This is a genomic window from Nocardia sp. KT25-26 (assembly GCF_056627695.1).
Window position 1 is genome coordinate 2,382,303 of sequence record NZ_CM152813.1, and the last position, 20,261, is coordinate 2,402,563.

General features: G+C 69.3%; 18 protein-coding genes. 15 read left to right on the forward strand and 3 right to left on the reverse strand.

The genetic code is table 11. The annotated features are described in order from the left end of the window. Window positions 1-73: 73 nt before the first annotated feature. Window positions 74-712, reverse strand: coding sequence for an alpha-ketoglutarate-dependent dioxygenase AlkB (locus tag AC1HFH_RS10775; protein ID WP_480247289.1), 639 nt, complete (start codon window positions 710-712; stop codon window positions 74-76). Window positions 713-956: 244 nt separating this feature from the next. Then, window positions 957-2,939, reverse strand: a complete 1,983-nt coding sequence (locus tag AC1HFH_RS10780; RefSeq protein WP_480247290.1) for a UvrD-helicase domain-containing protein — start codon at window positions 2,937-2,939, stop codon at window positions 957-959. Between the two features lie 312 nt (window positions 2,940-3,251). On the opposite strand from AC1HFH_RS10780, the gene pyrR reads away from it, so the two are divergent. The 7 genes from pyrR to pyrF all read left to right on the forward strand — a co-directional run bounded on the left by pyrR (window position 3,252) and on the right by pyrF (window position 12,148). Then, window positions 3,252-3,881: a bifunctional pyr operon transcriptional regulator/uracil phosphoribosyltransferase PyrR gene (gene pyrR / locus AC1HFH_RS10785; RefSeq protein WP_480247291.1), complete on the forward strand. Its 630-nt coding sequence runs from the start codon at window positions 3,252-3,254 to the stop codon at window positions 3,879-3,881. Next, window positions 3,878-4,831 carry an aspartate carbamoyltransferase catalytic subunit gene (locus tag AC1HFH_RS10790; RefSeq protein WP_480247292.1) on the forward strand — a complete coding sequence of 318 codons (954 nt, stop codon included), beginning with the start codon at window positions 3,878-3,880 and terminating at the stop codon, window positions 4,829-4,831. The genes pyrR and AC1HFH_RS10790 overlap by 4 nt, the downstream gene beginning before the upstream one ends. Then, complete coding sequence (locus tag AC1HFH_RS10795; protein WP_480247293.1) at window positions 4,828-6,132, forward strand: dihydroorotase; 1,305 nt, start codon at window positions 4,828-4,830, stop codon at window positions 6,130-6,132. Before AC1HFH_RS10790 ends, AC1HFH_RS10795 begins: the two co-directional genes overlap by 4 nt. Window positions 6,133-6,181: 49 nt before the next feature. Next, window positions 6,182-6,685 (forward strand): PH-like domain-containing protein, encoded by a 504-nt coding sequence (locus tag AC1HFH_RS10800; RefSeq protein ID WP_480247294.1) that lies wholly within the window; start codon window positions 6,182-6,184, stop codon window positions 6,683-6,685. An 11-nt stretch (window positions 6,686-6,696) separates the two neighbouring features. Beyond that, window positions 6,697-7,869 carry a glutamine-hydrolyzing carbamoyl-phosphate synthase small subunit gene (gene carA / locus AC1HFH_RS10805; protein WP_480247815.1) on the forward strand — a complete coding sequence of 391 codons (1,173 nt, stop codon included), beginning with the start codon at window positions 6,697-6,699 and terminating at the stop codon, window positions 7,867-7,869. 3 nt (window positions 7,870-7,872) lie between these two features. Further along, window positions 7,873-11,235: a carbamoyl-phosphate synthase large subunit gene (gene carB, locus AC1HFH_RS10810; RefSeq protein ID WP_480247295.1), complete on the forward strand. Its 3,363-nt coding sequence runs from the start codon at window positions 7,873-7,875 to the stop codon at window positions 11,233-11,235. Window positions 11,236-11,308: 73 nt separating this feature from the next. Beyond that, window positions 11,309-12,148 (forward strand): orotidine-5'-phosphate decarboxylase, encoded by an 840-nt coding sequence (gene pyrF / locus AC1HFH_RS10815; protein WP_480247816.1) that lies wholly within the window; start codon window positions 11,309-11,311, stop codon window positions 12,146-12,148. 34 nt (window positions 12,149-12,182) lie between these two features. Here the strand turns inward: pyrF and AC1HFH_RS10820 are convergent, their stop codons facing one another. Next, window positions 12,183-13,313, reverse strand: a complete 1,131-nt coding sequence (locus tag AC1HFH_RS10820; protein ID WP_480247296.1) for a serine hydrolase domain-containing protein — start codon at window positions 13,311-13,313, stop codon at window positions 12,183-12,185. A gap of 156 nt (window positions 13,314-13,469) precedes the next feature. On the opposite strand from AC1HFH_RS10820, the gene AC1HFH_RS10825 reads away from it, so the two are divergent. The 8 genes from AC1HFH_RS10825 to metK all read left to right on the forward strand — a co-directional run bounded on the left by AC1HFH_RS10825 (window position 13,470) and on the right by metK (window position 20,201). Continuing rightward, window positions 13,470-14,147: a DedA family protein gene (locus tag AC1HFH_RS10825; protein ID WP_480247297.1), complete on the forward strand. Its 678-nt coding sequence runs from the start codon at window positions 13,470-13,472 to the stop codon at window positions 14,145-14,147. Beyond that, window positions 14,144-15,274, forward strand: coding sequence for a sensor histidine kinase (locus tag AC1HFH_RS10830; protein WP_480247298.1), 1,131 nt, complete (start codon window positions 14,144-14,146; stop codon window positions 15,272-15,274). The genes AC1HFH_RS10825 and AC1HFH_RS10830 overlap by 4 nt, the downstream gene beginning before the upstream one ends. Then, window positions 15,265-15,921, forward strand: a complete 657-nt coding sequence (locus AC1HFH_RS10835; protein WP_480247299.1) for a response regulator transcription factor — start codon at window positions 15,265-15,267, stop codon at window positions 15,919-15,921. Before AC1HFH_RS10830 ends, AC1HFH_RS10835 begins: the two co-directional genes overlap by 10 nt. Window positions 15,922-16,285: 364 nt before the next feature. Next, window positions 16,286-16,606 carry an integration host factor, actinobacterial type gene (gene mihF, locus AC1HFH_RS10840; protein ID WP_480247300.1) on the forward strand — a complete coding sequence of 107 codons (321 nt, stop codon included), beginning with the start codon at window positions 16,286-16,288 and terminating at the stop codon, window positions 16,604-16,606. Window positions 16,607-16,614: 8 nt separating this feature from the next. Continuing rightward, entirely contained in the window at window positions 16,615-17,199 is a 585-nt protein-coding gene (gmk, locus tag AC1HFH_RS10845) for a guanylate kinase (protein ID WP_480247301.1), read from the forward strand. Window positions 17,200-17,225: 26 nt separating this feature from the next. Then, entirely contained in the window at window positions 17,226-17,504 is a 279-nt protein-coding gene (rpoZ, locus tag AC1HFH_RS10850) for a DNA-directed RNA polymerase subunit omega (RefSeq protein ID WP_480247302.1), read from the forward strand. Window positions 17,505-17,550: 46 nt separating this feature from the next. Continuing rightward, on the forward strand, window positions 17,551-18,768 hold the full coding sequence (gene coaBC / locus AC1HFH_RS10855; protein WP_480247303.1) for a bifunctional phosphopantothenoylcysteine decarboxylase/phosphopantothenate--cysteine ligase CoaBC: 1,218 nt from the start codon (window positions 17,551-17,553) through the stop codon (window positions 18,766-18,768). A gap of 221 nt (window positions 18,769-18,989) precedes the next feature. After that, window positions 18,990-20,201, forward strand: coding sequence for a methionine adenosyltransferase (gene metK, locus AC1HFH_RS10860; protein WP_480247304.1), 1,212 nt, complete (start codon window positions 18,990-18,992; stop codon window positions 20,199-20,201). Window positions 20,202-20,261 lie beyond the last annotated feature (60 nt).

The following is a 20,261-nucleotide window of genomic DNA, read 5'->3' on the forward strand; positions in this document are numbered from 1 at the left end:
CGAGTTGCCGGTCCCCGGGTGTGCGTATCGGATCGGCTACCGGTGCCGGTATCCGACCGGCTACGCGTCGTGTTCAGCGCACACCGGGTGGGCGGAACTGGATACTGATCCTCGGCCCGGCCGGCCTGCGTGTCTTGGGGACGGCATGTTCCCATGTGCGCTGGCACGAGCCGCCCATCACCAGGAGGTCACCGTGCCCCAGCTCGAAACGGCGGCTCGGGCCTCCGCCGCGGGGGCGGAGCAACAGCCCGCGGGGTGCGCCGATCGAGACGATCGCCACCATGGTGTCGCAGGTGGCGCCCCGGCCGATGGTGTCGCCGTGCCAGGCGACGCTGTCGCGGCCGTCGCGGTAGTAGCACAGCCCGGCCGTGCGGAACTCCTCACCGAGCTCCTCGGCATAGTGGGTGCTCAGGGCGTTCCGGGCCGCGGTCAGGCGCTGATCGGGCAGTGATGTGCCGTCCGGATAGAAACAGACCAGCCGGGGTACATCGACCATCCGGTCGTACATCCGCCGCCGCTCGGCCCGCCACGGCACCTCGTCCGCGAGCCGGCGGAACAGCGTCTCTGCGCCGGTCAGCCAGCCCGGGAGGACGTCCACCCACGCGCCGTGACTCAGCACGGTGCGGCGCAACCCGGCCAGCGGCCGCAGCCCGATCTCGCTGCCGGGTTCGGTCAGCTCGTCGAGCAGTGATCCCTGCAGCGGTATCGACATGAGCCCGAGCATACGCCCCCTATCGAATATGTGTTCGATAGGGGGAGTCGGTTCCGCGGACCGGTGCCTGCTGTCGGACGGCCGTCAGGGCAGCCACTGCCCGGATCGGCCACTGCCGGTACTACAGCCGTTCGCGCAGAGTGGATACGCCGGTACCGGTCAGTTCGTCGCAGTAGACGGCGCGACCGGCCATCGCCATGGTCAGCGCGAGGATGGTGCCGCTGACCACAGGTCCGGAACCGTGCTACCGCCCCGCCGGGGCCGGTGGCTCGTCGCTGTCGACGATGCCGAGCCACACGTAGTCGCGGGCTCGCGTGACGGCGACGAACTGGCTGCGCAGGTCCAGGTCGTAGCGTTCTCGTTCGGCGTCGGTCACGGGTGGGCGGGGCTCGAAGAACGGGTGCAGGACGGCACGGAAATCCAGGCCTTTGGCGCGGTAGACGGTGCCGAGCTTGACGTGTTTGCTGTCCTGAGGGCCGGTGTAGTGCTCGAGGTCTTCGAAGGGGATGCCGGCGTCGCGCAGGACAGTAGCGATCCGGTGGGTGGAACCGACGGTGATGATGGCCGTATCGGCAGCCGGTATGTCCCGCTCGGCGATGCGCGCCAACTGGGCGATCAACTGCTCGCCGAGCGCTGCTCCGGTTCCTTGCCAGCGCTCGGCATAACCTCCGGGAAGGGCTTGTTCGGCGGATTCCAGCGTGAAGCGGTCCTCGGGGTCGAGGCTGCTCACCATCTTCGCCCCCGGCAGTGTCACTGCCAGGTCGAGGACGGCGCGCCGATTGCGGTAGTTCTTCTGCAGGGTTTCGCTGCGGCCTCGCAAGTCGATTCCGGCTTCGCGCCACGCCCAGCCACCGGCGTAGATACGTTGCTGGACATCGCCGACCAGCAGGAGTGCATTCGGGTTGTCCCCGGTCAATGCGTGTGCGAGCCGCAGCCCCTGTACCGACAGATCCTGGACTTCGTCGACGACGACCATGGCGTACGGGCGGTCCCGCGGCCGGTTGCGCAATTCGGCCAGGGCGGTCGAGATGATGTCGTTGAGGTCGATGACGTGCTTTGTACGGCGGAGCGTTTCGTAGCGGTGGTAGAGCCGCCACATCTCGAGTCGGTCGGTGCCTCGTCGGAGCCGGACTCGGCGGCCGACACGGTCCAGCGCCTGATACCGGTCGAGGTCATTCAGCCCGAGGCCGCGTCCCTTGATCACCCGGTCGAGCTCTTCGCGCCAGTAGTTCCGCTCGGGCACGATCCCCGGCAGCGCGGTTTCGCGTCTGGCCCAGGCCCAGGCGCGGTTGAAGATGGTGTCGGTGATCGTCGAGGTCCCGGGCACGGGATAGCCACGTTCGATCAGGAATTCACGGGCCCAGGAGTGCAGTGAGCAGAATGTCGCCCGATGTGCGGCGGCCGGTGCCAGCTGTGCGAAAGACGCTTCGTGGACCTTCGGCAGGTTCTTCACGAACGTCGTGAACAGCAGCGGTCCGGTGGTCCGCCGGGCCCGGTAGGCCATTCGGTGCAGGGCGAGCACTGTCTTTCCGGTCCCTGCCGGTCCGGCGATCCGGGCAGGTCCGTTGTAGTTACGCGAGACCTTCTCCTGCTGCGCCGGGTCCAGGAAAGTGAGCCAGCTGGGGAAGGGGCGGCCCAGCGCCTCGTCGAACTGGTCGTCGTGCAGTTCGGCCACCGACAGGAGCTCGGGGGCGGGCGGTGCGGGTGCGACCACCGGCGGCGATACGCGGACGAGATTTCCGTCCCGCTGAACGACCTGGTCGGCGATCAGGTCGATGAGATCGCGGGACAGCAGGTTTCGCCGCTCGAACAGGGTGCGGCAGGTGAGATCGTCGACCTGCCGGTAGCGGCCGTCGCCGGATTCGGGCCGGTGTGGTGGGGTGATCACGGTGAGTTCGACCGTGGCGCCGACGAAGGCCTGCCCGGCGGCGGACCGGATGTCGGCCAGGGTGTGTTCGGCGTCGGCGCGCAGCCGGCGCAGATCGAGTTCACCGGGTAACCCGGTCACGAAGGCCAGCGCGAAGACGCCGCCCGGCCCGATCAGCAGGCCGTCGATGCGCCCGGCGGAGGTGGGGCGGCGAGGTACCAGCAGCCGCCAACGCGGCGTCTGTTCGATCAACAGCCCGGTGAATACCGCGAGATGCCGTCCCGGCAGCCCCTCGGTCGCCGCGCTCAGTGCGTGCTCGGCACGCTGCTGCCGAATCTGCCGATCGGTGTTCGAAAGCACAGCAACCACCCCACTCGCTGTCCCGACAAGCCGCTTCGAGTCTATCCGGAACGCAATTTTCAAGTGACAGAAACGGATTCATCGATGCGGTGACGGGTGGGCCGGGACCGGGCCGATGCGCTGATCGGTGCGCTGTGATCCGGACCCCGGCGGCGGGCGGGCACCCGTCGTCCGTGGCGGTGCTCACAGTCGGCCATGCTGACCTGGGAAATGCGCCCTACCTGGTCAGAGGCGGTCTCGCGCGCTGTTAGGCTGCAAGGCGACAAGACATCCTTTAACGGACCGTCCGGTGAGGCGGGGAAGGAGGTCGGCATGGCTGTGCCCGGAGAATGGGCGGCCGGACCCGGCGTGGGCGAAACATCGCCGCGGCACACCCCGGAATGGGTGGCTGCCGGTCGCGAGCTGCTCTCGCCGTCGGACGTGCAGCGCACGATCGCGCGGATGGCGCACCAGATCATCGAGAAGACGGCGATCGACGCCGGGGAACCCCGAGTCGTGCTGGTCGGTATCCCCACCCGCGGCACCACCCTCGCGGCGCGGCTCACCGAGAAGATCGAGGAATTCGCCGGCGTCCGCCCGGCGCTCGGCTCCCTCGACATCACCCTCTACCGCGACGACCTGCGCAGCCGGCCGCATCGGCCGCTGGAGCGCACCTCGGTCCCCGAAGGCGGTATCGAGGACGCCCTCGTCGTCCTGGTCGACGACGTGCTGTTCTCCGGGCGCACCGTCCGGTCCGCACTGGACGGGTTGCGCGACCTGGGCCGACCCCGGGCGGTGCAGCTGGCGGTGCTGGTCGACCGCGGCCATCGGGAGCTGCCGATCCGCGCCGACTACGTCGGCAAGAACGTGCCGACCGCCCGCAGCGAGGACATCTCGGTGCTGCTCACCGAGCACGACGGCCGCGACGGGGTCTACCTGCATCAGGAGGAGCAGCAGGCATGAAGAATCTGCTGACGGTGACCGACCTGGACCGCGGCACCGCGACCGAACTCCTCGACGAGGCACAGCGCTTCGAGCAGGCCCTGCTGGGCCGGGAAGTCAAGAAGCTCCCGACCCTGCGCGGGCGCACCGTCATGACGGTGTTTTTCGAGAACTCCACCCGCACCCGGGTCTCGTTCGAGGTGGCCGGGAAGTGGATGAGCGCCGATGTGATCAATGTGAGTGCGTCCAGCTCCTCGGTGGCCAAGGGCGAATCGCTGCGGGACACCGCGCTGACCCTGCACGCCGCCGGCGCGGACGCGCTGATCGTGCGGCACCCGGCATCCGGAGCGGCGCACCAGATCGCCCGGTGGATGGAACAATGGGCGCGCGCCGAGGACCGCGCCGCCCCGGCGATCATCAACGCCGGTGACGGCACCCACCAGCATCCGACCCAGGCGCTGCTCGATGCCCTGACCCTGCGGCAGCGCCTCGGCGATATCGAGGGCAAGCGGGTCGTGATCGTCGGCGACATCCTGCACAGCCGGGTCGCCCGGTCCAATGTCTTCCTGCTGAACACGCTGGGTGCCGAGGTGGTGCTGGTCGCACCGCATACGCTGCTGCCGGTCGGGGTCGAGCAGTGGCCCGCGCGGATCTCGCACTCCCTGGACGCGGAACTGCCCGGCGCCGATGCGGTGATGATGCTGCGGGTGCAGGCCGAGCGGATGAACGGCGGATTCTTCCCGTCGCCGCGGGAGTACGCGGTGAACTACGGACTGTCCGAACGCCGCCAGGCGCTGCTCGGCGAGAACGCGGTGGTGCTGCATCCCGGCCCGATGCTGCGCGGGATGGAGATCGCGTCGGCGGTGGCCGACTCGTCGCAGACGGCGGTCCTGCAACAGGTGACGAACGGAGTACACATGCGAATGGCCGTGCTGTTCCGGCTGCTGGTGGGCACGGAGGTGGCCGCATGACCACGCCTGACCTGCTGATCACGAACGTCCGGCCGTACGGCGAGGGCGAGCCGTGCGATGTGCTGGTACGTGACGGCGTGATCGCCGAGATCGGCACCGGGCTGTCCGCGGCGGCAGCCGAGACGGTCGACGGCGCCGGCCAGGTGCTGCTGCCCGGGTTCGTCGACCTGCACACCCACCTGCGCGAACCCGGACGCGAGGACACCGAGACCATCGAGACCGGTTCCGAGGCCGCCGCACTGGGCGGTTACACCGCGGTGTTCGCGATGGCCAACACGAACCCGGTCGCCGATTCGGTGGTCGTCACCGACCATGTGTGGCGCCGCGGCCAGGAAGTGGGCCTGGTCGATGTGTACCCGGTGGGTGCGGTGACGGTCGGGCTGCGGGGTGAGCAGCTCGCCGAAATGGGCACCATGGCCGCCGGTGCCGGTGCGGTGCGGATGTTCTCCGACGACGGTCACTGCGTGTACGACCCGCTGATCATGCGCCGCGCGCTGGAGTACGCGAAGTCGCTCGATGTGCTGATCGCCCAGCATGCCGAGGAACCGCGGCTGACGAAGGGTGCGGTCGCGCACGAGGGTCCCACCGCTGCGCGGCTGGGCCTGGCCGGCTGGCCGCGGGCCGCCGAGGAGTCGATCGTGGCGCGCGATGCCCTGCTGGCGCGGGACGCCGGGTCGCGGGTACACATCTGCCACGCCTCCACGGCCGGCACCGTGGAGTTGGTGAAGTGGGCCAAGGCGCAGGGGATTTCGATCACCGCCGAGGTGACGCCGCATCATCTGCTGCTCGACGATTCCCGGCTGGAGACCTACGACGCGGTGAACAAGGTGAATCCGCCGCTGCGGGAGACCTCCGACGCCCAGGCGCTGCGCCGTGCGCTGGCCGAGGGCATCGTCGACTGTGTGGCGACCGACCACGCACCACATGCCGAACAGGACAAGTGCTGTGAGTTCGCGCAGGCCCGCCCCGGCATGCTCGGCCTGGAGACGGCTCTGTCGATCGTGGTCGAGACCATGGTGCGGCCCGGTTTGCTGGACTGGCGCGGGGTGGCCCGGGTGATGAGCGAACGCCCGGCCGAAATCGTCGGCCTCGACGGGCACGGCCGTCCGATCGCGGTGGGCGAACCGGCCAATCTGGCCCTCGTCGATCCGGATGCGACGTGGACGGTGCGCGGCGCCGATCTGGCGAGCATTTCGGACAACACCCCGTTCGAGGACATGACCTTCCCGGCCCGCGTCACCGCCACGGTGCTGCGCGGCCGGGTGACCGCCCGGGAGGGCGCTGCGGTGGGGACGGCGTGAACCCGGGCCGCGGGTGCCCGGGCACGCCTCGATAGAGAGAGGTCCGCAAGTGGAGAGAACGCTCTGGGTGGTCGGGTTTCTGGTGATCTTCCTGCTGAGCGTCTGGTTGATGTACCGGGCGTGGCGGAAGCGGACGGCCCGGCAGCAGGCTCGGGTCGGCGCCCTGCCGGCGGTCCCGGCCGAGCTCGGCGCTCAGTTACTGGAGCCGACCACGGGCCTGTATCTGGGCAGCACCTTCGCGCCCAGCTGGCAGGAGCGGGTGCTGGCCGGCGGGCTGGGATTTCGCTCGCAGGCCGAACTGACCCGCTTCGAGCGCGGCATCCTGCTGGAGCGGACGGGTGAGAGCCCGATCTGGATTCCCGGCGAATCCATCACCGCGGTCCGGACCGAACGCGGACACGCGGGCAAAGTGATGACGGAGAATGGTGTGCTGGTGATTCGCTGGACACTACCGACCGGAACCGAGATCGATACCGGATTCCGGGGTGACGACAAGACGGTGTACCCGGCATGGACAGCCCAGGCCTGGGCGAAGACGGGAGAAGACGAATGAGCGGCGATACGATGTCCGCCGGCGGGCGGGTGCCCGCCGCACTGGTACTGGAAGACGGCCGGGTGTTCCGCGGTGCGGCGTTCGGCGCCGTCGGGGAGACCCTCGGTGAGGCGGTGTTCTGCACCGCGATGACCGGGTACCAGGAAACCCTCACCGACCCGAGTTACAACCGGCAGATCGTGGTGGCGACCGCCCCGCAGATCGGCAACACCGGCTGGAACGACGAGGACGACGAGTCGGCCCGGATCTGGGTCGCCGGCTACGCGGTGCGCGATGCCTCGCCGATCGCCTCGAACTGGCGCAGCACCCGCACCCTGCCGGAGGAACTGCAGCGGCAGGACGTGGTCGGCATCGCCGGTATCGACACCCGCGCGGTGGTCCGGCATCTGCGCAGCCGGGGTTCGATGAAGGCCGGGATCTTCTCCGGGCCCGCCCTGGCAGCCGAGGCCGACCTGGTGGCCCGGGTGAACGGGCAGCCCGCCATGCTGGGCGCCGACCTGGCCGACGAGGTCAGCACCGACGGCCTGTACACGGTCGAACCCGACGGCGATCCGCGCTTCACCGTGGTCGCGGTCGATCTGGGCATCAAGACCAACACTCCGCGGATGTTCGCCGAACGCGGTATCCGCACCCATGTGGTACCCGCGAACACCACCCTGGACCAGATCCTGGCGCTGAACCCGGACGGGGTGTTCCTGTCCAACGGTCCCGGTGACCCGGCTACCCAGGACGGCGCGGTCGCCCTCACCCAGGGCATTCTCGGCGAGGGGCTGCCGATGTTCGGCATCTGCTTCGGCAACCAGATCCTGGGCCGGGCGCTGGGACTCGAGACCTACAAGATGAAGTTCGGCCACCGGGGCATCAACATTCCGGTCGTCGAACACGAGACCGGCCGGATCTCGATCACCGCGCAGAACCACGGCTTCGCCCTGGAAGGGGAGCGGGGCCAGCGGTTCGACACCCCGTTCGGCAAGGCCGAGGTCAGCCACGTGTGCGCCAACGACGGCACCGTGGAGGGTGTGCGGCTGCTCGACGGGCGCGCGTTCTCCGTGCAGTACCACCCCGAGGCAGCGGCGGGCCCGCACGATGCCGCGTATCTCTTCGACCGGTTCGCCGGCCTCATGCACAGCGGCTCCGCTGCGCAGCAGCCGAACAATGCCGCCGCGCAGCGGAAAGGAGTCTGATCCATGCCACGTCGCGAAGATCTGAACCACATCCTGGTGATCGGCTCCGGGCCGATCGTGATCGGCCAGGCCTGCGAATTCGACTACTCCGGCACCCAGGCGTGCCGGGTGCTGAAGTCCGAGGGCCTGCGGGTCTCGCTGGTGAACTCCAACCCGGCGACGATCATGACCGACCCGGAGTTCGCCGACTCCACCTATGTCGAGCCGATCACCCCGGAGTTCGTCGAGAAGGTGATCGCCAAGGAACGCCCCGACGCGATCCTGGCCACCCTGGGCGGGCAGACCGCGCTGAACACTGCGGTCGCCCTGCACGAGAACGGGGTGCTGGAGAAGTACGGTGTCGAACTGATCGGCGCCGACTTCGACGCCATCCAGCGCGGTGAGGACCGGCAGAAGTTCAAGGACATCGTCGCGAAGGTCGGCGGCGAGAGCGCCCGCTCCAAGGTCTGCTACACCATGGACGAGGTGCGCGAAACAGTCGACGAGCTCGGCTTCCCGGTCGTGGTCCGGCCCTCGTTCACCATGGGCGGGCTCGGCTCGGGCATGGCCTACAACGACGAGGATCTCGATCGGATCGCCGGCGGCGGGCTGGCCGCCTCGCCGACCGCGAACGTGCTGATCGAGGAGTCCATCCTCGGCTGGAAGGAATACGAGCTCGAGCTGATGCGGGACGGCCGCGACAACGTCGTGGTGGTCTGCTCGATCGAGAACGTCGACCCGATGGGCGTGCACACCGGCGACTCGATGACGGTCGCCCCGGCCATGACGCTCACCGACCGCGAGTACCAGAACCTGCGCGACCTCGGCATCGCCATCCTGCGGGAGGTAGGCGTCGACACCGGTGGCTGCAACATCCAGTTCGCGGTGAACCCGGAGAACGGCCGGCTCATCGTCATCGAGATGAATCCGCGGGTCTCGCGTTCCTCGGCGCTGGCCTCCAAGGCCACCGGGTTCCCGATCGCCAAGATCGCGGCGAAACTGGCCATCGGTTACAGCCTCGACGAGATCATCAACGACATCACCGGAGAGACCCCGGCCTGCTTCGAGCCGACCCTGGACTACGTGGTGGTCAAGGCGCCGCGGTTCGCGTTCGAGAAGTTCCCGGGCGCCGACGACACCCTCACCACCACCATGAAGTCGGTCGGCGAGGCGATGTCGCTGGGCCGCAACTTCACCGAGGCGCTCGGCAAGGTGCTGCGTTCCCTGGAAACCAAGGCGACCGGCTTCTGGACCGCAGCCGACGGCCCGTGGGCGCCCGCCGACCCGGCCGACCCGGCCTCGGTGCGGGCCGCGATCGACGCGATCCTGGCCGATCTGCGCGTCCCCACCGAGGGCCGGATCTACCAGGTCGAACGGGCACTGCGGTACGGCGCGAGCATCGCCGAGGTGGCCGAGGCCTCCGGTGTGGACCCGTGGTTCGTGGCCGAGGTGGCCGGTCTGGTCGCGCTCCGGCAGGAAGTCCTGGACGCGCCGGTGATGGATGCCGACCTGCTGCGCCGGGCCAAGCACTACGGCCTGTCCGACCGCCAGATCGCGGCGCTGCGGCCCGAACTGGCCGGTGAGGCCGGGGTGCGGGAACTGCGGCAGCGGCTCGGCGTGCGCCCGGTGTTCAAGACCGTGGACACCTGCGCCGCCGAGTTCGAGGCGAAGACGCCGTACCACTACTCGTCCTACGAGCTGGATCCGGCGGCCGAATCCGAGGTGGCGCCGCAGCGCGAGCGCGACAAGGTGATCATCCTGGGGTCCGGTCCGAACCGGATCGGTCAGGGCATCGAGTTCGACTACTCGTGCGTGCACGCGGCGCAGACGCTGTCGCAGGCCGGCTACGAGACGGTGATGGTCAACTGCAACCCGGAGACCGTCTCCACCGACTACGACACCGCCGACCGGCTCTACTTCGAACCGCTGACCTTCGAAGACGTGCTGGAGGTGTACCACGCCGAATCGGAGTCCGGCACCGTCGCCGGCGTGATCGTGCAGCTCGGCGGCCAGACCCCGCTGGGCCTGGCGCAGCGGCTCACCGAGGCCGGTGTCCCGGTGGTGGGCACCTCCGCCGCCGCCATCGACCTGGCCGAGGACCGCGGCGAATTCGGCGACGTGCTGGTCGCCGCCGGGCTGCCCGCGCCGAAGTACGGCACCGCGACCACCGTCGAACAGGCCAAGCAGATCGCCGCCGGGATCGGGTATCCGGTGCTGGTGCGGCCGTCCTACGTGCTGGGCGGGCGCGGGATGGAGATCGTCTACGACGAGCAGGCCCTCCAGGGCTACATCTCCCGCGCCACCGAACTGAACCCGGAGCACCCGGTGCTGGTGGACCGGTTCCTGGAAGACGCCATCGAGATCGACGTCGACGCCCTGTGCGACGGCGACGAGGTGTACCTGGGCGGCGTCATGGAGCACATCGAGGAGGCCGGCATCCACTCCGGCGACTCGGCCTGTGCACTGCCGCCGATCACCCTCGGCCGCAGCGATATCGAGGCGGTCCGCCGTTCGACGGTCGCCCTGGCCAAGGGCATCGGCGTCCAGGGTCTGCTGAATGTGCAGTACGCGCTCAAGGACGATGTGCTCTACGTGCTCGAGGCCAACCCGCGGGCCAGCCGTACCGTGCCGTTCGTGTCCAAGGCCACCGGCGTGCCGCTGGCCAAGGCCTGCGCCCGGATCATGCTCGGCGCCACCATCGCCGAACTGCGTAAGGAGGGTCTGCTGCCGGAGACCGGCGACGGCGGTCATGTGCCGTTCGATGCCCCGGTCGCAGTGAAGGAGGCCGTGCTGCCCTTCCACCGGTTCCGGCGCGCCGACGGCAGCGGTGTCGATTCGCTGCTCTCGCCGGAGATGAAGTCCACCGGCGAGGTGATGGGTATCGACGCGGACTTCGGTACCGCGTTCGCCAAGAGCCAGGCTGCGGCCTACGGCATGCTGCCGACCGAGGGCACCGTGTTCGTTTCGGTGGCGAACCGGGACAAGCGGGCCATGGTGTTCCCGATCAAGCGGTTGCACGATCTCGGCTTCCGGATCCTGGCCACCGTCGGTACGGCGGAAACGTTGCGCCGCAACGGTATTCCGTGCGAGCAGGTGCGCAAGCACTCCGACCCGGAGACCGTGGACCCGGAGACCGGTATGCCGGAGGCCTCCATCGTGGACCAGATCCGCGACGGCGAGGTCGACGTGGTGTTCAACACCCCGTACGGCAACTCCGGCCCGCGCATCGACGGCTACGAGATCCGCGCCGCCGCGGTGAGCGTCAGCATCCCGTGCATCACCACGGTGCAGGGTGCGGCGGCCGCGGTGCAGGGCATCGAGGCCACCATCCGCGGCGGCATCGGCGTGCGGTCCCTGCAGGAACTGCACACGGTGCTGCGTGGCTGACGCAGCCGGGCCGCCTGCGCTCGACGGTGCGGGCGGCCCCGGCGGTCGGCGGACGGCGACGGAGGACGAGACGATGAAACCGTTCGGGCAGCGGTTGCAGCACGCGATGCACCGGCACGGGCCGGTGTGTGTCGGGATCGACCCGCATCCGGGTCTACTGCAGGCGTGGGGGCTCCCCGAGGACGCCGACGGACTGGAGGCATTCGCGGAGATCTGCGTGGAGGCCTTCGACGGCCGCGTCGCACTGGTGAAGCCGCAGGTGGCGTTCTTCGAAACCTACGGGTCGGCGGGTCTGGCGGTGCTGGAGCGCACCATCGAGGTGCTGCGCGCCTCCGGCACCCTGGTGCTGGCCGACGCCAAACGCGGCGATATCGGTTCCACCATGGACGCCTATGCCCGGGCCTGGCTCGGGGACGGTCCGCTCGGTTCGGATGCCGTCACCGTCTCGCCGTACCTGGGCTTCGGTGCCCTGGCGCCGGCCCTGGACCTCGCCGAGGCGAATCATCGCGGCCTGTTCGTGCTCGCCGCCACCTCCAATCCGGAGGGGGCGGAGCTGCAGCGGATCACCGGGCCCGACGGGCGCACCATCGCCCAACGGATGGTGGACGAGGCCGCGGCCCGCAATACCGGTGCCTCCTTCGGCTCGGTCGGTGTGGTCGTCGGCGCCACCCTTACCGAAGGGCCCGACCTGTCCGGCCTGAACGGCCCGATCCTGATGCCGGGTGTCGGCGCTCAGGGTGGCGGACCGGAAACCATCCGTGCTCTGGTGTCCGCCGAGCAGCTCGCTGCGGTCGTGCCCAACGTATCCCGTGAGGTACTGCGTTCCGGTCGGTCGGTGGATGCGCTACGGGCCGCGACGGAACGCCTGCAGGAGCAGTTCGCCTTCCTGCAGGACCGGCCTGCCGGGATGTGACCACTGGGCTGTGATCGCTTCGGGCCGCAACGGGTCAGGTCAGGCAGTACGTGGCGGTGATCGTGGCGAGCAGCGGCAGCAGATCCGACGAGTCCGCCGAGCCGATCGCCATCGTCAGCGATCGGCCCTCGGCGGACCGCCAGGCGTAGCTGACATAGCCGAGCAGCTCGCCGCCGTGGCCCCACACCGGGGGGCCACACGGCGGATCGAATCGCTGCAGGCCGAGCCCGTAACCGAATCCCATCCCCATCGGCACGGTCCGTTTCATCTCGTCCAGCGCCCACGGGCTGGTCAGCCGGCCCGACAGCAGGGCGTCGAAGAAGGCGTCCAGGTCTGCGGTCGTGGAGATCATCTCTCCGGCGGCCCAGTCCAGGGACGGGTTCATCACCGTGACGTCGGTGGTGCCTCCGGCGCCCACGTCGACGTAGGCGGTCAGAGCCGGTCCGGGGACCGCTGGATCGTCGCCGGGGAGCGTCGTGCCGGTCAGGCGCAGTGGGACGAGGATGCGGTTGCGGATTTCGTCGCCGTACCGGCGACCCGTCACGTGCTCGATCAGCAGCCCGAGCACGATGTAGTTGGTGTTGGAGTAGCGGAACCGGGTGCCCGGAACGAAATACGGCTCGTGCGCGAACGCCGTCGTCAGGAGTTCGCGCGGCGCGAAGGAGTCGAACCGGTCCGCGCCGCGCCATCGGTTCGTGGACCGGCCCGGCTCCTTCATGTAGTCGTACAGGCCGCTGGTGTGGTTCAGCAGCTGCCGCACCGTGATCGTGTCGCCGCCCGGTATCCGGTCCGGAAGCTGCTCTGCGATCGGGGCGTCGAGCCGGATCCGGCCCTCGTCGACGAGTTGCAGCACTACCGTGGCGACGAAGGTCTTCGTGATCGACCCGACCCGGAACCGCGTGTGCGGCCCGAGCGCCGCCTGCGGACGTGGGCCACCGGCCGCGGCGAAATCCCGGTGGGCGGAACCGTCGGAGACGCGCGCAACGATGTCGGTTCCGGTCCCGGTGCCGACGAGCTGCACGGTGTCCGACAGCACCCGGTCCCGGGCTGCGATCAGCCCTGTTGCTGCGATCCCGGCGGCGACGATCGTGGTGGCGGTGAGGACGAACACCGCCCGCGCGAACTTGTCCCGGCGAGTTCGCGCCGGTGGTGCATTCTCGGTCACAGCGGTGACGCTAGGCGGCCGGCGGCGGTGTCCACGAGGGTGCGCACCCGAGGCGCCGGGTGCGGAAAACCGCAGTACGGGACCGGTGGCCGGACCGCCGAAACCGGAGGGTCGGCAGCACTGTGCGGACTCCCGCCGATTCCTAGCGTCGATGCCATGAACAGTGCACAAGGTGCCGTCACTGCGACGGCAACGGAATCCGAACTCACCGGTGTCGCCGGGTGGGCAGTGGACCTGATGGATCGACTCGGTGGCCTCGGCGCGGGCATCGCCATCGCCTGCGAAAACCTGTTTCCCCCGTTGCCGAGCGAGGTGATCTTGCCGCTGGCCGGCTTCGCCGCGAGTGACGGGCGGATGAGCCTCGCCGAGGTCCTGCTCTGGACGACTCTGGGGTCGGTCGTCGGGGCGCTCGCGCTCTACGCGCTGGGTGCGGGGTTCGGGCGGTCCCGGCTGCGACGGATCGTGGCCGCCCTGCCGCTGCTGCGGGTATCCGACTTCGATCGCACGGAGGCGTGGTTCGCCCGCCACGGGGACAAGGCGGTGTTCTTCGGGCGAATGCTGCCGATCTTCCGCAGCTTGATCTCGATTCCGGCCGGGGTGGAGCGGATGCCGATCATGCGGTTCACGGTGCTCACCGCCACCGGTAGCTTCCTCTGGAACACCGTGTTCGTGCTGGCGGGATATTCGCTCGGCGCCAACTGGCATCTGGTGGAGAGCTACGCCGGGCTGCTGCAGAAAGTGGTCATCATGGTGGTTCTGCTCGCGGCCGGTTGGTTTCTGATCCGGCGGCTGCGGCCCGGAGCAGCGCGCCGACAAGGCACAATGCCGTCGTGACGTCCTCGGGTTGGTTCTCGGGCGTGGCGCCCATCGCCCGCCCGGTGGCAGGGTGCCTCCTCGGCGTCGTCACCGTGCCGGCCGACTTGATCGGCGCCCTGACCGCCCGGGTCGCGCCGTTGCCTGCCCAGCGGCTGGTCGGAGTGGCGGGCCGCCGGCTGACCTGGCTGTCGACCGGCCTCGATCCGGGAGCCCCGGCCGCAGGCCGGGTGGCAGGCTATCTCGCGGGCCGGGTGCTGATCGGCGTGCTCACAGCGACGATCCTGGTGCTGCTCGGCGGCGCCGCAGTGATCGCCTGCGCGCTGGTCTACGGTGCGGCGACCGGTGCAGCCGTGCCGATCGTCGACGCCTCCGAACCTGGCCAGATCACGTGGACCACGGTGGCGATCCTTACCGTGCCGGGGTCGGTAGCAGGCATCCTGGGCTTACTCGGCCTGGTCGGCGCGGTACGGGTGGAACTGTGGTGGTGGGGACGGTGTGCCAGGCCCGGCGCCGGTGAGCTCGACCGCCGGGTCCGCGAATTGACCTCGGCCCGAGCGGACGTGGTGGCCGCGGTCGACGAGGAACGGCGCCGGATCGAACGAGATCTGCACGACGGGGTGCAACAGCGAGTCGTCGCGCTGTCGATCCTGCTGGGCCGGATCGACCGGGAGGAGGATCCGGATGGGCGGGCGAGCCTGCATCGGCAGGCGGTCGAGGAGACCGCACTGCTGCTCGGCGAACTCCGGGACGTGTCCTGGCGGATCTACCCGGCGATGCTGGACCGAGACGGTCTGCGCGACACACTGGAGGCACTGCTCGACCGCACACCGTTGCCGGCTCGGCTGCGCTACGACCTGCCCCGCCGGCCGCCCCGGCCGGTCGAATCGGCCTGCTACTTCGCCGCCAGCGAGGCCGTCACCAACGTGATCAAGCATGCCGGCGCCGAGCGGATCACCGTGCAGGTGGACCGGCACGGGCCGGCGGTGCGCCTGCGTATCCACGATGACGGCGCCGGCGGCGCAGACCCCGCCGGCCACGGGCTGGCCGGGCTCGCCACCCGAGTCTCCGCGCTCGATGGCACCGTGATGGTGGACAGCCCGCCGGGTGGTCCGACACTCGTCACCGTGGAGGTTCCGTGCGAATAACGCTGGCCGAGGACTCGACGCTGCTACGCGAGAGCCTGGGACAACTGCTGGCCGCCGAAGGTCATCAGGTCCTCGATGCAGTGGGCAATGCGACCGAACTGCTGGCCGCTGTGGCGGCACGGCCGCCACAGCTGGTGATCGCCGATGTCCGGATGCCGCCGGATCACATAGACGAAGGTATCCGCGCCGCCCTGGAGATCCGGCGGACCCGGCCGGATATCGGGGTGCTGGTGCTCTCCCAGTACGTCGAGCGGCGCCATGCTGCGGAGTTCCTCACCGGGACCGGCGGGGTCGGATACCTGCTGAAGGACCGTGTCGCGGCGATCGGCTCGTTCCTGGACGCAGTCGAGCGGGTGGGCACCGGCGGTACCGCCTTCGATCCGGAAGTGGTCCGGCAGCTGCTGGCGCACACCCGCGCCGACTCGCCGCTGGACCGGTTGACCGAGCGCGAGCGGGCCGTACTGGAACTGATGGCCCAGGGCTCGAGCAACAGCGCGATCTGCGCCGCGCTGTACATCACCCGCAGCGCAGTGGAGAAGCACATCAACGCGATCTTCACGAAACTCGACCTGCCGTCGAGCGGCGCGCACAACCGCCGGGTGCTGGCGATACTGGCGTACCTGCGCCGGGAAGGTGAGCGTGGATGAACCGCATCGACCGGCGACACGGAAGGTGCGTGCCCGGCGACACGCTGGAAATTTTGGAAAAGCTGCTGGTCGGAAGTGTGCGTGTTTGCCGTGCCTCGGCCCCGCCGCCCCGCAATCATTTCGCAAACCTGGAGCAAGATCGAATACTGCCTGGTGAGAGGCTGTTTTTCGGGGGTGGCGTAGGATCGCGGAGGGTGGCGCCGGAGGGGCTGAGCATCTGCCTCCACGCGCCTATACGGCATCCGGAATCATGCCCCTGACCTGGGGGTCGGGTTCGCAATCGCCGGGCGTCGTGGGTACGGTCGCACAGACCGACCGGGAAACCGGCGGTAGATCTAGCAATGAACGATGAGACGGAGGAACCGTGGCCCTTCCCCAGCTGACTGACGAGCAGCGCGCCGCTGCTCTGGAGAAGGCGGCTGCCGCGCGCCGTGCTCGGGCAGAGCTCAAGGAGCGCCTGAAGCGTGGCGGCACCAACCTGAAGCAGGTCCTCACCGATGCCGAGACCGACGAGATCCTCGGCAAGATGAAGGTGTCGGCTCTGCTGGAAGCTCTGCCGAAGGTGGGCAAGGTCAAGGCGGCAGAGATCATGACCGAGCTCGAGATCGCCCCCACGCGGCGACTCCGGGGGCTCGGCGACCGGCAGCGCAAGGCGCTGCTCGCCCGCTTCGACTTCGACGCCTGACCCACCAGGTGATCGAACACACGCGGAAGGGTCGGCTGGTTGTACTGGTCGGCCCCTCGGCCGTGGGTAAGTCCACGGTCGTACAGTGCCTGCGGGAACGCCTGCCGGAACTGGTCTTCAGCGTGTCGGCGACGACCCGGGCCCCGCGGCCCGGGGAAGTCGACGGCCGGGACTACCGGTTCGTCACCCGGGAACAGTTCGACGGCATGATCGAGGCCGGTGAACTGCTCGAGTGGGCGGACATCCACGGCGGCCTGCAGCGGTCGGGGACCCCTGCCGCGCCGGTGCGCGAGGCCCTCGACGCCGGACTCCCGGTGCTCGTCGAGGTGGACCTGGAAGGTGCGCGCTCGGTGCGCAAGGCGATGCCCGAAGCGCGCCTGGTGTTCCTGGCACCGCCCAGCTGGGACGAGCTGGTCGCGCGACTGCGGTCGCGGGGAACCGAATCACCCGAAGTGATCGAACGACGGCTGGCGACCGCCCGGGTCGAACTGGCGGCCCGTGACGAGTTCGACACGGTGATCGTGAACGACGAGGTGACGGCCGCCTGCGAGCAGTTGGTATCGTTGTTCGCTAGCACAAATTCGAATTCGTGACCCTCGATTCGCAGGAGAGCCCCCTAGTGAGTACGGACATCCGGACCGCCCCGGCCTACGACACCCCGGTCGGTCTGACCAACCCGCCGATCGACGAGCTGCTCGAGCGCACCTCGTCGAAGTATGCGCTGGTCATCTACGCGGCCAAGCGGGCCCGGCAGATCAACGACTACTACAACCAGCTCGGCGACGGCATCCTGGAGTACGTCGGCCCGCTGGTCGAGCCGGGTCTGCAGGAGAAGCCGCTGTCGGTGGCGATGCGCGAGATCCACTCCGATCTGCTCGAGCACACCGAGGGCGAGTGAGCCCGGTCACCCGAGCGACAGTGAAGAGCCCGGAGGCGTAGACACCATGCGGATCGTCGTCGGCGTCGGCGGAGGCATCGCCGCGTACAAGGCCTGCGCCCTGGTGCGCCGGTTCACCGAGACCGGCCATCAGGTGCGGGTGATCCCCACCGAATCGGCGTTGCAGTTCGTCGGCAAGGCGACCTTCGAGGCGCTGTCCGGGCAGCCGGTGCACACCGGCGTATTCGCCGATGTGCCCGAAGTACCGCATGTGCGGCTGGGGCAGGAAGCCGATCTGGTCGTCGTCGCACCGGCGACCGCGGATCTGATGGCGCGGGCCGCGAGCGGCCGGGCCGACGATCTGCTCACCGGGACCTTGCTGACCGCCCGATGTCCGGTGCTCTTCGCGCCCGCGATGCACACCGAGATGTGGGAGCATCCGGCGACGGTGGCCAATGTGGCCACCCTGCGCGCACACGGCGCCCACGTGATGGAACCCGCCTCGGGCCGGCTGACCGGCACCGACACCGGCCCCGGCCGGTTGCCGGAGCCGGAGGAGATCTTCGGCCTCGCCTCGCTGCTGCTGGAGCGCGACGACGCCATCCCGCGCGATCTGGAAGGCCGTCGCGTGGTGATCACCGCCGGCGGCACCCGGGAACCCCTGGATCCGGTGCGTTTCCTCGGGAACCGCAGCTCCGGTAAGCAGGGCTACGCGCTGGCCCGGGTGGCCGCCCAGCGCGGAGCCCAGGTGACCCTGATCGCGGGCAACACCATCGAGATGGCCGCGCCGGCGGCGGTGGACCTGGTGCACATCACCACCGCCGAACAGCTGCAGACGGCGGTGGACAAGCATGCGACCGGCGCCGACGCGGTGATCATGGCCGCGGCGGTCGCCGACTTCCGGCCCACCCAGGTGGCGGCCGCGAAGATCAAGAAGGGCGCCGGGGAACCGGATGTCATCCCGCTGACCAAGAACCCCGACATCCTCGCCGGCCTGGTCCAGGACCGCCGGGACGGCCGGCTGCCCGGTACCACCATCGTCGGATTCGCCGCCGAAACCGGTGACGAGAGCGGTGACGTGCTCACCCATGCGCGGGCCAAACTGGCCCGCAAGGGCTGCGATCTGCTCGTGGTCAACGCCGTGGGTGAGGGCAAGGCGTTCGAGGTGGACACCAACGACGGCTGGCTGCTCGGTGCGGACGGCACCGAGCAGGCCCTGGACCATGGGTCGAAGGCGCTGCTGGCCAGCCGCGTGCTCGATGCTCTGGTACCGCTGCTGCGCTGACCCGCCGGCGCCGAGAACCGTTGCGGCGCAACACGCCGAGCACTTCGAAGGGTAGTCGGCGTGGTGGGCACATGGCGGTGAACAAACCGGGACGGACCGGTCCTACTCGGACCAAGACGTCGGTGGTTTGGCCTAGGCTGGAATGCAGGGTTACGCAGTAGCGCCGAGAAGTTACTGTCGCAAGCCGAACCGAGTAACCCGTCGAGGGAGAGGGAAGAACTGTGCGCACGTCCGGCAGTCGTCTATTCACCAGCGAGTCCGTGACCGAAGGTCATCCGGACAAGATCTGTGATGCGATCAGCGATTCCGTCCTCGATGCCCTGCTGGCCCAGGATCCGGCCAGCCGGGTCGCGGTCGAGACTCTGGTCACGACCGGTCAGGTCCATGTGGCGGGCGAGGTGACCACCTCCGCCTACGCGGACATCCCGAAGATCGTCCGCGAGAAGGTACTCGAGATCGGCTACGACTCGTCGGCCAAGGGGTTCGACGGCAACTCGTGCGGGGTGAACATCGCGATCGGCGCGCAGTCGCCCGATATCGCGCAGGGGGTCGACACTTCCCACGAGGCCCGCGTCGGCGGCTCCGACGACGACATCGAACGGCAGGGCGCCGGTGACCAGGGCCTGATGTTCGGGTACGCCACCACCGACACCCCCGAGTTGATGCCGCTGCCGATCGCGCTGGCGCACCGGCTGTCCCGCAAGCTCACCGAGGTCCGCAAGACCGGGGTGCTGCCGTATCTGCGTCCGGACGGCAAGACTCAGGTCACCATCGAATACGAGGGTGACCGCGCGGTTCGGTTGGACACCGTGGTGTTGTCCACCCAGCACGCCGCCGATATCGACCTGGACAACCTGCTCGCACCGGACATCCGGGAGAAGGTCGTCGACGCGGTGCTGGCCGACCTCGACATTCCGACCCTGGACACCTCGGAGGTGCGGCTGCTGGTCAACCCGACCGGCAAGTTCGTCCTCGGTGGCCCGATGGGCGACGCCGGCCTGACCGGCCGCAAGATCATCGTCGACACCTACGGCGGGATGGCCCGGCACGGTGGCGGCGCCTTCTCCGGCAAGGACCCGTCCAAGGTGGACCGGTCCGCCGCGTACGCGATGCGCTGGGTCGCGAAGAACGTGGTGGCGGCCGGGCTCGCCGAGCGGGTCGAGGTCCAGGTGGCCTACGCGATCGGCAAGGCCGCTCCGGTGGGCCTGTTCGTGGAGACCTTCGGCACCGAGCAGGCCGATCCGGCCAAGATCTCCGCCGCGATCAACGAGGTGTTCGACCTGCGTCCGGGCGCGATCATCCGCGATCTGGACCTGCTGCGCCCGATCTACGCGCCGACCGCGGCCTACGGGCACTTCGGCCGCACCGATATCGACCTGCCGTGGGAGCACACCGACCGCGCGGAGAAGCTGCGCGCCGCCGCCGGCCTGTAGGCCGGCCGCTCGTATGGCCGAGCCCCGTTCCGACACCCCCGGGAACCCTGCGTCCCCGGG

Excerpts from the sequence above, each read along its gene's own strand:
- AC1HFH_RS10775 (WP_480247289.1), bottom strand. The coding sequence starts at position 712 with ATGTCGATACCGCTGCAGGGATCACTGCTCGACGAGCTGACCGAACCC.
- pyrR (WP_480247291.1), top strand. The coding sequence starts at position 3,252 with ATGGCTGTGCCCGGAGAATGGGCGGCCGGACCCGGCGTGGGCGAAACA.
- AC1HFH_RS10790 (WP_480247292.1), top strand. The coding sequence starts at position 3,878 with ATGAAGAATCTGCTGACGGTGACCGACCTGGACCGCGGCACCGCGACC.
- AC1HFH_RS10795 (WP_480247293.1), top strand. The coding sequence starts at position 4,828 with ATGACCACGCCTGACCTGCTGATCACGAACGTCCGGCCGTACGGCGAG.
- carA (WP_480247815.1), top strand. The coding sequence starts at position 6,697 with ATGTCCGCCGGCGGGCGGGTGCCCGCCGCACTGGTACTGGAAGACGGC.
- carB (WP_480247295.1), top strand. The coding sequence starts at position 7,873 with ATGCCACGTCGCGAAGATCTGAACCACATCCTGGTGATCGGCTCCGGG.
- pyrF (WP_480247816.1), top strand. The coding sequence starts at position 11,309 with ATGAAACCGTTCGGGCAGCGGTTGCAGCACGCGATGCACCGGCACGGG.
- AC1HFH_RS10825 (WP_480247297.1), top strand. The coding sequence starts at position 13,470 with ATGAACAGTGCACAAGGTGCCGTCACTGCGACGGCAACGGAATCCGAA.
- coaBC (WP_480247303.1), top strand. The coding sequence starts at position 17,551 with ATGCGGATCGTCGTCGGCGTCGGCGGAGGCATCGCCGCGTACAAGGCC.